Below are 14,358 nucleotides of genomic sequence, written 5' to 3' on the forward strand. Positions count from 1 at the left end.
ACCGCCAAATGCAACCCCACCAACGACGACGAACACGCCGTATCCACACTCACCGCCGGCCCCTCCAACCCCAACGCATACGCCACCCGCCCCGAGACGACCGCGCCGGTGCTGTTGCTGCCCACGTAGTCGTGGTACTGAACGCCGGCGAAGACGCCCGTCGCGCTCCCCCGCAACGAACCCGGAACAATCCCCGCCCGCTCCAACGCCTCCCACGACGACTCCAACAACAACCGCTGCTGCGGATCCATCGTCAGGGCCTCGTTCGGACTGATGCCGAAGAATTCCGCGTCGAAGTCGGACGCGTCCTTCAGGAATCCGCCGTGGCGTACGTAGGTCGACCCGGGGCGCACGCCCTCGGGGTCGTACAAGGCGTCGATGTCCCAGCCGCGGTCCTCGGGGAACTCCCCGATGGCGTCCGTGCCTTCGGAGACCAGTTGCCACAAGCCCTCGGGCGAGTCGACCCCGCCGGGGAAGCGGCAGCCCATGCCGACGATCGCGATGGGCTCGTCCTGGGTGGCCGTGGACGAGGGCATCGAGGAGACCGGCCCCTCGGTGGTCCCGACGAGTTCCTCCCGCAGGTGACGGACGAGAGCCGTGACGGTCGGATGGTCGAAGACGAGAGTGGCGGGCAGCCTGACACCGGTGGCGGCCGCGAGGCCGTTGCGCAGTTCCACGGCCGTCAAGGAGTCGAAGCCCAGCTCGTGGAAGCCGCGGTCGGGGTCGACGGCCAGCGGGGATTCGTGACCGAGGACCGCCGCCACGTGCCCCCGGACGAGGTCGAGCAGCATGGTGCGCTGCTCAGACTCGGGCAGTCCGCGCAGCCGGTCCGCGTACCGCACGCCCGGCGTCGAACCGGTCGAGGCGGTCCCGCCCTTCACCTGGCGGCGGGCGCCGCTGGGCGCGGGGCCGCGGAGATGTGCGGCGCCCAGGCCGGCGGGTATCACCGTGAGTTCCGTCGCGCGGAGCGCGGCGTCGAAGAGGCTCAGGGCCTCGGCAGGGGGCAGCGGGCGCACGCCGCTGCGCGTCATCCGGGCGCGATAGGAGTCGCCGAGTCCCGCGGTCATGCCGTGCACGGCCGTCGTGCCGTCGCCCTCCCCGACGGATGCCGCGTCGGCGAGCCAGGGACCCCAGGCGAGCGAGAGCGCGGGCCGCCCGTGGGCGCGGCGGCGCGCGGCGAGAGCATCCAGGAAGGTGTTCGCGGCCGCGTAGTTGGCCTGCCCGGGGGCGCCGAGGATGCCGGAGACGGAGGAGAACAGTACGAAGGCGGTGAGGTCCGCGTCGCGGGTCAGCTCGTCCAGGTGCAGTGCGCCGGCCACCTTCGGCGGCAGTACGGTGTCGACCCGCTCCGGGGTCAGGGACGACACGACGCCGTCGTCCAGCACACCCGCGGCGTGGACGACTCCGGTCAGGGGCCGGTCGGCAGGCACGGTCGCGAGGGCGGCGGCGAGCTGGTCGCGGTCGGCGACGTCGCAGGCGGCGGTGGTCACCACGGCGCCGAGTCCGCGCAGTCGCGTCGCCAGCGCGGCCATCCGGGGGTCCGCCTCACCGGTGCGGCTGAGCAGGAGCAGGCTGCGTACGCCGTGTGTGGTCACCAGGTGGCGGGCGACAGCGCCGCCGAGGGCGCCGGAAGCGCCGGTGACCAGGACGGTTCCGTGCGGCGGGAACGCAGTGCCGGAGTCCTCGGATCCGGTGCTCACCCGGCTGAGCCGCGCGACGTGGAGTGTGCCCTCGCGAACGGCGGCCTGCGGTTCGCCGGAGTCCAGCAGTGCGGGGAGGAACGCGGCGGCGTCAGCGGCATCGGTGCCGCTCTCCAGGTCCAGCAGGACCAGCCGGCCGGGGTGTTCGGTCTGGGCGGAGCGCACCAGGCCGTGCACGGCCGCACCGGCCAGGTCGATCTCCGTCGCCGCGTCGTCCGCCGTCGCGCCGGTGGTCACCACGACGAGCCGGGTCTGTTCCCCGGAGGGCGCGTTGAGGTGTTCCTGCAGAGCGGCGAGCGTCGTGTGCAGGGTCGCGCGTACGGCCTCGAAGGTGTCCTGTCCGTCCGCCGGAGGGCCGCCCGCGGGCAGTATCCGTACCGTGTGGTCCAGCCCTCCGGCGGACACGGCGGTGTCACGCCCCGCGCTGTCCTGTGCCGCGGCGGGGACCCAGTCCATGCGGAAGACCGGCAGCGCTTCGTCGGTTCCGGCCGCCCGGAAGGTGACGGAGTCGATCCGGGCCACCGGGGATCCGGTGCTGTCCGAGATGTCGGCCGTGTACGCGTCGACGGTGGTCGGCGTGAACCGCACCCGCAGCATCGAGGCGCCCCGGGAGTACAGCGAGACGCCGGACCAGGTGAAAGGCAGCCGCCCGGGTGCGGCAGCGCCCGTCCGGGTGCCCGCGGAACCGGGAGAGGTGGTGTCGGCCCCGAGGGAGGCGGCGAGCGCGTGGGTCGCGGCGTCGAGCGCCGCCGGATGCAGAGCGTGCCGGGCACTGTCGTGCCCGGCCTGCGCGGGCAGTGCCACCTCGGCGAGGATGTCCTCCCCGTGCCGCCAGACCGCCCGCAGGCCGTGGAAGGACGGACCGTAGTCCAGACCCGCGGCCGCCAGCCGGGGGTACAGGTCGTCGAGGGCTACCGGCCGCGCGCCGGACGGGGGCCACGGTGCCAGATCGAGTCGGGCGTGGTCCTCGCGAGGGCCGGTGAGCACACCGGAGGCGTGGTGCGTCCACTCCGGGGTCCCGGACTCCTGGCACGGGGCGTCGTCCGCGCGGGAGTAGACGCCGAACGATCGGGCGCCCGCGTCGTCGTCGGCACCCACGACGACCTGGATACGTATGCCGTTACCGGCCGGCACCGGCAGGGGGGCGAGCAGTGTCAGCTCGTCGACGTGTGGGTGGCCCACCTGCTCGCCGGCCCACAGCGCCAGGTCCACGAAGGCCGTCCCCGGGAGCACCGCAGCGCCGTGGACCAGGTGGTCGGCCAGCCAGCCGCGTGTCGTGGTGGACAGACGTCCGGTCAGTACCGCTCCGCCCTCGTCCGCGAGCACGGTGAGCGCCCCGAGCAGCGGGTGGTCGGCGGGGTCGAGCCCGACAGCTGCCGGGCCCCGGCCCGCGGCCCGCTCGTCCAGCCAGTAACGGCGGTGTCGGAAGGCGTAGGTGGGCAGATCGGTCCGACGGGCGCCGAGGCCGGCGAACACCGCCTCCCAGTCGGGCGTGAGGCCGCTGACGTACATCCGCGCGAGCGCGCTGAGGAGGGTGGCGGTCCCGGGCCGTCCGGCGCGCAGCAGCGGAACCCGGAGCACGGCGGGACCGGTGGCGGGAGATTCGTGCGCGGGCCCGTTCGTGTCGGTCTCGTCCGCCATGGCGCTGAGTACGCCGTCGGGGCCCAGCTCGACGAACCTGGTGACCTCCTCGTCGGCGAGGCTGCGCACGGCGTCGTGGTGGCGCACGGTCTCGCGGGCGTGGCGGACCCAGTAGTCGGCGGAGCACAGTTCGGCGGCCGTGGCCCGGCGGCCGGTCAGTGTCGATACGAGCGCAATGTGCGGCGCCCGGTACTCCACCGAGTCCGCGACCTTGCGGAAGTCGGCCGTCATCGCGTCCATCAGCGGTGAGTGGAAGGCGTGCGAGACCCGCAGCCGTCGGGTGCTGCCGCCCCGCTGCTCCAGGAGTGCGGCCACCTCCAGGACCGCTTCTTCGGCGCCGGAGATCACCACGGACCGGGGCCCGTTGACCGCGGCGACCGCGACGTCCGTCCTGCCGTGCAGCAGCGTGACGGCCTCCTCCTCGGTGGCCCGGACCGCCACCATGGCTCCGCCCGCGGGCAGCGCCTGCATGAGCCGGCCTCTGGCGGCCACCAGGGTGCAGGCGTCTGCGAGCGAGAACACTCCGGCGACGTGCGCGGCCGCCAGCTCGCCGATCGAGTGACCGGCCACGAAGTCCGGCAACAGCGACCACGATTCCAGCAGCCGGAAGAGCGCGACCTCGACGGCGAACAGCGCCGCCTGGGTGTACTCGGTCTCGTCGAGGAGCGCCGCCTCGGGGGTCCCGGCGCGAGCGGTCAGTACCTCGCGCAGCGGCCGTCCGAGCAGTCCGTCGAACGCCTCGCACACCGTGTCGAGGGCTTCGGCATACGCGGGGAACGCCGAGTACAGCTCCTCTCCCATGCCGGGCCGCTGGGAGCCCTGGCCGGTGAAGAGGAAGGCGGTGAGTCCGTTCGTCGCGGTGCCGGTGAAGGTGTTCGGAACGGTCTCGTCCGCGGAGAGGGCCGCGAGGCCGCGCAGCGCCGTCGTACGGTCCGTGGCGAGGACGACGGCACGGTGGTCGAGGGAGGCGCGGCCGGTCGCCAGCGAGAAGGCGGTGTCGACGAGCGCGGTGTCGTCGCCCCCGTCGTGCATGCCGTGCTCGGCGTGCTCGAGCAGACGCGCCGCCTGGGCGCGCAGTGCCTCGGCGCCGCGTCCGGAGACGACCAGCGGCACGGGGACGCCGTCCGGTGCGCCGGCCCGTTCCCGGTCCGGGCCGTCGCCGGTGGCGGGTTCCGGGTCCGGGGCGGGTGCCTCTTCCAGGATCAGGTGGACGTTGGTGCCGCTGATCCCGAACGAGGACACGCCGGCGCGGCGCGGTGTCGCGGACCGGGGCCACGGCCGCGCCTCGTCGAGGAGCCGCACCCGGCCCGCGGACCAGTCGATGTGCGAAGAGGGCTCGGCGGCGTGGAGGGTGCGCGGGAGGGTGTCGTGCCGCAGGGCCTGGACCATCTTGATGATGCCGCTGACACCGGCGGCCGACTGGGCGTGTCCGATGTTCGACTTGATGGAGCCGAGCCACAGCGGCCGGTCAGCGGGCCGGTCCTGCCCGTAGGTGGCGAGGAGAGCGTGCGCCTCGATGGGGTCGCCCAGCGTGGTTCCGGTGCCGTGTGCCTCCACGGCGTCCACTTCGGAGGCGGACAGCCCGGCGGCGGCCAGGGCTTGGCGGATGACCCGCTGCTGGGCGGGGCCGCTGGGGGCCGACAGACCGTTCGACGCTCCGTCCTGGTTGACGGCGGTGCCGCGGATGACTGCGAGCACGCGGTGTCCGTGGCGCCGGGCGTCGGAGAGGCGTTCCAGAAGCAGGAGGCCCGCGCCCTCGGCCCAGCCGGTGCCGTCGGCCTGCTCGGCGAAGGGCTTGCAGCGGCCGTCGGGGGCCAGACCGCGCTGCTTGCCGAACGCGACGAACGGCGTGGGCGTGGACATCACCATGGCGCCGCCCGCGAGGGCCAGCGAGCACTCCTTGCGGCGCAGGGCCTGCGCGGCGAGGTGGGTGGCGACCAGGGAGGAGGAGCAGGCGGTGTCGACACTGAGGGCGGGGCCCTCGAGGCCGAACGTGTAGGACAGCCGGCCCGAGAGCACGGCGGCCGATGTGCCGGTGCTGAGGTATCCGTCCACGACGTCGGAGACGGCGTCCGCGTCGAGGTCGTCGTAGTAGTCCTGGCCGCCGGTGCCGACGAAGACGCCGACGTCGCGTCCGCGCAGCGCGTCGGGGGCGAGGCCCGCGCGTTCGAAGGTCTCCCAGGCCAGTTCGAGCAGGATCCGCTGTTGCGGGTCGGTGGCCAGGGCCTCGCGCGGTGACATGCCGAACAGTCCGGCGTCGAACGCGCCGGCGTCGTGGACGAAGCCGCCTTCGCCGGTGAAGCCGGTGCCGTCCGGGCCGGTGTCGAGCAGGGCACCGAGGTCCCAGCCACGGTCCGTGGGAGCGGGCCCGATGGCGTCGGTGCCGTTGGCGACGAGGCGCCACAGGTCTTCGGGGGAAGTCACGCCGCCGGGGTAGCGACAGCTCATGGCGACGATGGCGACGGGTTCCCGCTCGTCCTCGCCTGCCTCGTGCAGTCGCCGCCGGGTCTGGTGGAGTTCGGCGGTGACCCGCTTGAGATAGCCGAGGAGCCTGTCCCGATCGGCCTGGCCGGTACGGCCCGCGCCCTCGTCGCGGGCATCGTCGGCCCCGTGTCCCGTCCGGCTGTCTCGGACTCCCATCAGGATCCCCCGAATTCTCTGTCGATGAAGGCGAAGACGTCGTCCACGGTTGCCGTGTGAAGCTGTTCGGCGACTTCCACATCCGGTGTCCCCCGTGGACCGGGAACGGTGTGGTCGAGCGTGTTCAGCAGTGCGCGCAGCCGGGCCGTGACGCCGACACGGGCCGTGTCGTCCGGCGGCAGCGCGGCCACCGCCGCCTCCAGGCGGGCCACCTGCGCCAGTACCGGCTCGTCCGGCTCCGTCGCCTGGGCGTGGCCGACGAGTTCGTCGCAGAGGTGCTGGGCGAGCGCCTGCGGCGTGGAGTGGTCGAAGACGAGCGTGGCGGGCAGGTTCAGACCGGTGGCCGCGCCGAGCCGGTTGCGCAGGTCGACGGCGGTGACCGACTCGAAGCCGAGTTCCTTGAAGGCGAGCCGGGCATCGACCGCGGCGGGCCCGTCGAACCCGAGCAGTGCGGCCACCTGCCGGCGTACCAGTGCGAGCAGGGAGCGGTACCTCTCCGGCGGGGTCAGCGCCGCCAGCTCGGCGGCGAGTCCGTGGCCGTCGGTGCCGTCCGGGTCGTCGGCCAGTGTCGCGGCGGCCGGGTCGGGGAGCGTCTGCAGCTCGGGCAGCGCGTCCAGAAGCGGACGCCGCCTGGCGAGGGTGTAGACGGGCAGGAAGCGCCCCCATTCGATGTCGGCGACGACGAGGCCGCTCTCGTCGTGGTCGAGGGCCTTCTGCAGCGCCTCGATCGCGAGGGGCGGCGGCAGTTGCGGCAGGCCGAGCGAACGGAGGTGTCCGGCCGCGTCGTCACCGACCATGCCGCCCCCGCCCCAGGGTCCCCAGGCCACCGAGGTCGCGGTCAGCCCACGGGCGCGGCGGCTCTGGGCCAGGGCGTCGAGGTGGGCGTTGGCACTGGCGTACGCGGCCTGCCCGGACGTGCCCCAGACTGCGGCACCCGAGGAGAACAGGACGAACGCGTCCAGCGGACGGTCGGCGAGCAGCGCGTCGAGGTGTTCGGCGCCCGCGGTCTTGGCGCGGGTGATCGCGGCGAACTCCTCGAGCGTGGTCTCGGTGACAGGCTTGCCCTCCCCCAGTACTCCCGCGGCGTGCACGACGGCGGTGAGCGGCTCCTCGGCGGGCAGGCTGTCGAGGAGCCGGGCGAGGTCGTCCCGGTCGGCGGCGTCACAGGCCGCGACCGTGACCTCGGTGCCCAGCGCGGTGAGTTCGGCTTCCAGGTCGGCGATGCCGTCGGCCGTCCGTCCGCGCCGTCCGGCGAGGACGACATGGGCGGCGCCGGACCGGGCGAGCCACCGTGCCACGTGTCCGCCGATCGCGCCGGTGCCGCCGGTGACGAGCACGGTGCCACGCGGCCTCCACGCACGTACCGGCTCCCGGTCGCCGAGCGGTGCGCGTGTCAGGCGCCGGGCGTAGACGCCGGAGGGACGGAAGGCCAGTTGGTCCTCGCCCCGGGTCCCGGAAGCCTCCAGGCGGGAGCAGAGCAGCCGCACCGTGCGCACGTCGGCGTCGGCCGGCAGGTCGGCGATGCCGCCCCAGGTCAGCGGGTGGTCGAGAGCCAGGACGGTGCCCAGGCCCCAGACGGCCGCGCGCTCGGGCACGGGCGGCTCGTCGTGGCTGTCGACGGCGACGGCACCGCTGGTCAGGCACCACAGGGGGGCGGTGTGCCCGAGATCTGCGAGTGCCTGCACGAGGGTGACCGTGGCGGTGGTGGCCCGCGCGAGCGCGGGGTGTACGGGGTGCGTGCGGGTCTCCAGCGACAGCAGGGACACGACACGGTCGGGCGGCTCGCCCGGCAGCGCGGCGCGTATCCGCTCGGCGAGGTCGGCCCGGTTCGCGTCGTCGGGCACCTGGACGGTGACGAGCCGGGGACCGTGGGCGCGCAGTCCGTCGAGGACGGTGCGCGACAAGCCCGTGTGAGGACCGGAGTCGTCCGCGGGTAGTGCCGGCACGACGGCGAGCCAGGTGCCGGACGGGGTGCCGTCGCCAGGGGCCGTGACCGGCTGCCAGGTCATGCGGTAGCGCCAGGAGTCGACGGTGGCGGCGGCGAGGCGGGCACGGCGCCACGCGGCGAACGCGGGCATCACGTCCCGAAGCGGTGCGGCGTCGGTCTCGATCAGCCGGGCCAGCGAGTCCGCGTCGCCGGACTCCACCTCGTGCCAGAACGCCGCGTCCGGTGAGGTGTCCGGCGTGACCGCCGCGGCGCGGTCGGTGTCGGGGGCCTGCGCCCAGTAGCGACGGCGCTGGAAGGCGTAGGTGGGCAGGTCGACCGGTGCGGCCTGGGGGTGCAGATCGGGCCAGCGCTGGGGCACGCCCCGCACGTGGAGCTCGCCGAGCGCGGTGAGCATCCTGGGCAGCCCGCCTTCGTCCCGGCGCAGGGTGCCCACGACGACGGTGTCCGCCGGGGTCGCCGCTTCCGCCCGGTCCGCGACCGCGTCCAGGGTCTCCTGCACGCTCATGGTCAGTACGGGATGGGGGCTGACCTCGATGTACGTGGTGTGCCCCTGCGCGGCCAACTGGTCCACCGCGGAGGCGAATTCGACGGTGTGGCGCAGGTTGGCGTACCAGTAGGCGGCGTCGAGTTCGCCGTCGGCCACGAACTCGCCGGTCACGGTGGACAGCATGGGGACCGTGCCCCGGCCGGGTGTCAGCGGGGCCAGGTCGCGCAGCAGCTGCTCCTCGATCCGGGCGACCTGCGCGGAGTGCGAGGCGTAGTCCACGGGTATCCGGCGGGCCCGCACCTTCTCGGCGCGGAGTTCGTCGAGCAGCGCGTCGAGCGCGTCCGCGTCCCCGGAGACGGCCGTGGAGCAGGCACCGTTGACGGCGGCGACGGACAGCTCGTCCGGCCGCTGGGCGAGGCGTGCGCGCAGTTCGGCGGCGGGCAGCGCCACCGAGGCCATGCCGCCGGGTCCTGCCAGCCCCCGGGCGATGGCCCGGCTGCGCAGTGCGACCACGCGTGCGCCGTCCTCGAGTGACAGTGCGCCGCTGACACAGGCGGCGGCGATCTCGCCCTGCGAGTGGCCGACGACGGCGTCGGGGTGGACGTCGTACTCCTGCCACAGCGTCGCGAGGGACACCATCACCGCCCACAGCAGGGGCTGTACGACGTCGACGCGGTCCATCGCGGGGCTGTCCGGCGCACCGCGCAGCGCCTCGTTCGGCGACCAGTCCAGGTAGGGGGCGAGCGCCTTCTCGCAGTCCGTGAACCGCTGGGCGAAGGCCGGTGCGCCGGCCAGCAGTTCCGTGGCCATCCCCGTCCACTGCGAGCCCTGTCCGGGGAAGACGAACACGGTCCTGCCGCGCACGTCGGCACGGCCGGTGGGCACCGACGCCGGGGGCGTCCCGGCTGCCAGGGCACGCAGACCGGCGACCAGCTCGTCCCGGTCGCCGCCGACGACGACGGCCCGGTGGACGAAGGGCGAACGGCCGGTGGCCAGGGTCCGCGCGACGCCTGCGGGCGACCGCCCCGGGTTCTCCTCCAGATACGTCGCGAGGCGGTCGGCCTGGGCGGTCAGCGCGTCCGGGGTCTTCGCCGACAGGGGCCAGGCGACGGCCGTACCGGCGGACGCCCGGTCGTCCGGCGCCCGGTCGTCCGGTGTCTGGTCGTCCGGTGTCTGCGGGTGGGCGTCCTGGGGCGCCTGCTCGATGACGACGTGCACGTTGGTGCCGCTGATGCCGAAGGAGGACACGGCGGAGCGCCGCGGCCGTCCGGTGCCGGGCCAGTGGACCGGCTCCGTGAGCAGCCGCACCTGCCCGGCGGACCAGTCGACGTGCCGCGTCGGTTCGTCCACGTGCAGGGTCTTCGGCAGGATTCCGTGCCGGGTGGCCATCACCATCTTGATGACGGCCGCCGCTCCGGCCGCGGCCTGCGGGTGGCCGATGTTGGACTTGACGGAACCGAGCCACAGCGGCCGGTCCCCGGTGCGTCCCTGCCCGTACGTGGCGATGAGTGCCTGCGCCTCGATGGGGTCGCCGAGCGCGGTTCCCGTGCCGTGTGCCTCCACCGCGTCAACGTCCGCGGTGTCGAGCCCGGCGTCCGCGAGAGCCAGCCGGATCACCCGCTGCTGCGCGGGCCCGTTGGGCGCCGAGATGCCGTTGCTGGCGCCGTCCTGGCTGACCGCGGAGCCCCGCACGACGGCCAGCACGGGATGGCCGTTGCGCACGGCGTCGGAGAGCCGTTCCAGCAGGAGCAGGCCGACGCCTTCGGACCAGTTGGTGCCGTCCGCCGCTTCGGCGAACGACTTGGCCCGGCCGTCGGGCGCCAGGCCCCGCTGGCGGCTGAAGTCCACGAACATCTCGGGCGTGCCCATCACGGCGGCCCCGCCGGCGAGAGCGAGGTCGCTCTCGCCCTTGCGCAGCGACTGGCAGGCCAGGTGCAGGGCGACCAGGGACGACGAGCACGCCGTGTCCACGGTGTAGGCGGGGCCCTCGAGACCGAGCGTGTAGGCGATGTGCCCGGAGGCGAAGGCGCCGCCGGGGCTGCCGCCGGCGTAGTCGTGGTACATGAGGCCGGCGAACACCCCCGTGGCGGTGCCTTTCAGGCTGCCCGGGTCGATGCCGGCGCGCTCGATCGTCTCCCACGCCACTTCGAGGAGGAGCCGTTCCTGCGGGTCCGCCCGCAGGGCCTCGCGTGGGCTGATCCCGAAGAAGGCGGCGTCGAACTCGGCGGCGTCGTGCAGGAATCCGCCGTGCCGCACGTAGGTCTTGCCCGGGCGGCCGGGGGCGGGGTCGTAGATCCCCTCGGTGTCCCAGCCGCGGTCGACGGGGAACCCGCTGATGGCGTCGGTGCCGTCGGCGACCAGACGCCACAGGTCCTCCGGGGTCCACACATCGCCGGGGTACCGGCAGCCCATGGCGACGATGGCGACGGGCTCGTGGGCCCGCGCCTCCACGTCCCGCAGGCGCTGCTTGGTGTGCCGCAGGTCGGCGGTGGCGCGCTTGAGATAGTCCCGCAGCCGTTCCTCGCCCGTCATCGGCGGTCCCCCCGTTCCGAAGCCGTCCCCGGCCCTGTCTCTGGTGCTGATCGCGTGCGGTCGGCGGCGTCGGACGGCCCGTCGGTGTGCGGGCCCAACTCCCGGTCCAGCGCCGCGAAGAGCTCGTCGTCGGTGACGATGTCGAGGTCCTGCTCCGCCTCGTGGTCCGGCTCCGGTCCCTGGACCGTGTGCCATTTGCGTTGCAGTGCCTCCAGGCGGGACGTGATCCGCGCGAGGGCGGCCGGGTCCGCCGCCGGGCCACTCGTACCGTCACCGCGGGGTGCGCTGTTCTGGGCGGACAGCGCGAGGAGCGCGGCCTCCAGTTGGTCGGCCTCGGCGAGGACCGCCTCGACCGGTCCCAGTGGTGCGGATATCAGCTCGGCCCGCAGATGGCGGACCAGGGCTTCCGCGTCAGGGTGGTCGAAGACGAGGGTGGCCGGCAGTTTGAGGCCGGTCGCCGTCGCGAGCGCGTTGCGCAGTTCGACCGCTGCCAGCGAGTCGAAGCCGAGGTCTGTGAAGGACCTGCCGGGTTCCATGGCGTCGGCCGACCCGTACCCGAGGACCTCCGCGACGTGCCGTCCGACGAGTTCCGTGAGGGTCCTGTCCTGCTCGGCGGGGGACAGCCCGGACAGCCTCTCGGCGAGGTCCGGGCCCTCCTGCGCCCGCCCGGCCGTCCCCGCGGAGCGCCGGACGGCAGGACCTCGGGCGAAGCCCCGCAGCACCGGAGGCAGTTGACCACCTCGGGCCCGCAGGACCGGCACATCGAGCCGTACGGGCACCAGCGTGGCCGCGTCGGCGGCGAGGGCCGCGTCGAACAGTGCGAGGGCGTCTGCCGTGGCCAGCGGCGGCAGGCCGAGCCGGTCGAGGCGTTCGCGTCCCGCCCTGTCGAGGCGGGCCGCCATCCCGTCGCTCTCCGCCCAGAGGCCCCAGGCCAGGGACAACGCGGGCAGTCCCTGAGCGCTGCGGTGCTGAGCCAGACCGTCGAGGAACGTGTTCGCCGCGGCGTAGCCCCCTTGTCCGCCGCCGATGAGGTAACCGGCGGCGGAGGAGAAGAGAACGAACGCCGACAGGTCCATGCCCGCCGTCAGTTCGTGCAGGTGGTGGGCGCCGTCGGCCTTGGGCCGCAGCACCGTCTCGACCTGTTCGTCGGTCAGTGAGCCGACGAGGGCGTTGTCGACGACGCCTGCCGCGTGCACGACCGCGGTGAGCGGGTGCGCTGCCGGGATCGAGTCCAGCAGCGCGGCCAGCGCCTCGCGGTCGGCGACGTCGCAGGCGGCCACGCGGACGTCTACCGGGGCCAGTGCCGTCAGGTCCGCCACCAGTTCGCGTGCGCCCGCCGCCTCCATGCCGCTGCGGCCGGCCAGCACCAGGTGGCGTACGCCGTGTTCACCGACGAGGTGCCGGGCGAGCAGGGCACCGAGGCCACCGGTGCCACCGGTGATCAGTACGGTGCCGGAGGGGTTCCAGACGCCGGACTCGGAGGGCGCCGTGGCACCGGCGGGAACCAGACGAGGCACGAGGATCTTCCCCGCCCGCAGGGCCAGCTCGGGCTCTCCCGAGGCGATGGCTGCCGTGAGTGACCGCCGGGAGGCCTCGTCGTGATCGATGTCCGCGATCACGACGCGTCCGGGGTGCTCGGCCTGCGCGGCGCGCACCAGGCCCCACACCGCGGCTTCCGCCGGGTCCACCGTGGTGTCGCCCGCTTCGACGGCGCCCCGGGTCAGCACGACCAGCCGGGTCGCGGCGAGCCGCTCGTCGGCCAGCCAGGACCGGAGCCGTGCCAGCACCCCCAGGGTGCGGGCCCGGACGTCGGCCGGTGTGCCGGTCGGCATGCCGGGAGGGCAGGACGCCGACGTGCGAGGTGTCGGCGTGCCGTCGTCCGCAGCGACGATCAGCACCTCGGGAGCGGGGGCTCCGTCCGCGAGATCCAGGACGAGCGCGGCGAGGTCGTCGTAACGGCGCGCCGTCCCCTCGCCGCCGCCGAGGAACGTGCCGACCGCGCCGTCCGCCGGTCCGACCGTGACCCAGCCCGCCGTGTCGGACGGCTCATCCGTCGTCGCGGCGACGCTCCAGTCGAGCCGGAACAGCGACTCGCCGACGGCCGCGCCCCGGCCGGTGCCGAGCTGCTCCGGCGACACAGGTCGTACGGCGAGGGACCGCACGGAGGCCACGGGCTCACCGTCGGCATCGGCAAGCGTCACGGACACGGCTCCGTTGTCCGCACCGGTGGGCGCTATGCGCACGCGCAGCGAGGTGGCGCCGACGGCGTGCAGGGTCACACCGTTCCAGGCGAACGGCAGCAGTGTCCGTCCGGTGTCGGTGTCGGTGTCGGCCGTGTCGGTGCCCGTGCCGAGGAGCTGGGCGTGCAGCGCCGCATCGAGCAGGGCGGGGTGCAGGGCGAACGCATCCGTGCCGGCCGGTCCGTCCTCCGGAAGGGACACCTCGGCGAACAGTTCTTCGCCGCGGTGCCAGACCGCACGCAGGCCGGCGAACACCGGTCCGTAGTCGTACCCGAGGGCCGCGAGCCGCTCGTAGGCACCGTCGATGTCGACGGGTGCCGCCTTCTCCGGCGGCCAGACGGTGAGTCCCCCGGGCTCCGTCTCCGTCCCGTCGACCTCCGCGGTGAGGACTCCGGTCGCATGCCGGTCCCAAGGCGCGTCGCCCGGTACGCCCTCGGTACGGGAGTAGACCGTGACGGGTCGTCGTCCGCTCTCGTCCCGCTCCCCGACGACGACCTGGAGAGCGACAGCCGTGTCCGTGGCGAGGGTGAGCGGGGCCGCCAGCGTCAGTTCCTCCAGCACGGGAAGGCCCACGCGGTCTCCGGCCTGGATGGTCAGTTCCACGAACGCGGTGCCGGGCAGCACGACGCTGCCCAGTATTTGATGGTCGGCCAGCCAGGGTGCGGTGCCCAGGGCCAGGCGCCCCGTCAGGGTGATTCCGCCCGTCTCCGGGGCGACCACGGCCGCTCCGAGCAGAGGGTGGCCGGGGGACACCAGTCCCGCGGCCTCCACCTGGGACGGGGCCTCAGGCGTCAGCCAGTAGAGGCGGCGCTGGAAGGCGTAGGTGGGCAGGTCGATCCGCTCGGCGCCCTGGCCGGCGAAGAAGGCTTCCCAGTCCACCGTGACGCCGCGTTCGTGGAGCCGGCCCACACCCTCGACCAGTGAGAGCACCTCGTCCCGGCCCTTGCGCAGCAACGGCACGCCCACCGCGGCCGAACCCTCACCCACCGAATCGGCCACCATCCCCGACAATGCCGACCCCGGCCCCACCTCCACGAACGACACCACACCCGCCGCCTCCACCGCCCGCACCGCATCCGCGAACCGCACCGCCGACGAAATCTGCCCCACCCAATACCCCGGCGACGACATCACCCCAGCCCCCACCACCTCACCCGACACCGACGACAC

3 protein-coding genes and 1 pseudogene are annotated in these 14,358 nt (G+C 74.1%); 1 reads left to right on the plus strand and 3 read right to left on the minus strand.

What is annotated here, in order from left to right; all coding sequences use genetic code 11:
- From ACIQFU_RS38125 to ACIQFU_RS38135, 3 genes are all read right to left on the minus strand, one after another.
- On the minus strand, positions 1-5,981 hold a 5,981-nt coding region (locus ACIQFU_RS38125), incomplete at its 3' end, for a type I polyketide synthase (protein ID WP_402557938.1).
- Positions 5,981-10,948, minus strand: coding sequence for a type I polyketide synthase (locus ACIQFU_RS38130; protein WP_402557940.1), 4,968 nt, complete (start codon positions 10,946-10,948; stop codon positions 5,981-5,983). The genes ACIQFU_RS38125 and ACIQFU_RS38130, both read right to left, overlap by 1 nt.
- On the minus strand, positions 10,945-14,154 hold the full coding sequence (locus ACIQFU_RS38135; RefSeq protein WP_402557942.1) for an SDR family NAD(P)-dependent oxidoreductase: 3,210 nt from the start codon (positions 14,152-14,154) through the stop codon (positions 10,945-10,947). Before ACIQFU_RS38135 ends, ACIQFU_RS38130 begins: the two co-directional genes overlap by 4 nt.
- Between ACIQFU_RS38135 and ACIQFU_RS38140 the strand changes: the two are divergent.
- Positions 14,132-14,358, plus strand: a pseudogene (locus tag ACIQFU_RS38140) (hypothetical protein); the annotation flags it as partial. The gene ACIQFU_RS38135 and the pseudogene ACIQFU_RS38140 overlap by 23 nt on opposite strands.

The sequence above is a fragment of the Streptomyces sp. NPDC093065 genome (assembly GCF_044754585.1).
In the GTDB taxonomy this organism is placed as follows: Bacteria; Actinomycetota; Actinomycetes; order Streptomycetales; family Streptomycetaceae; genus Streptomyces.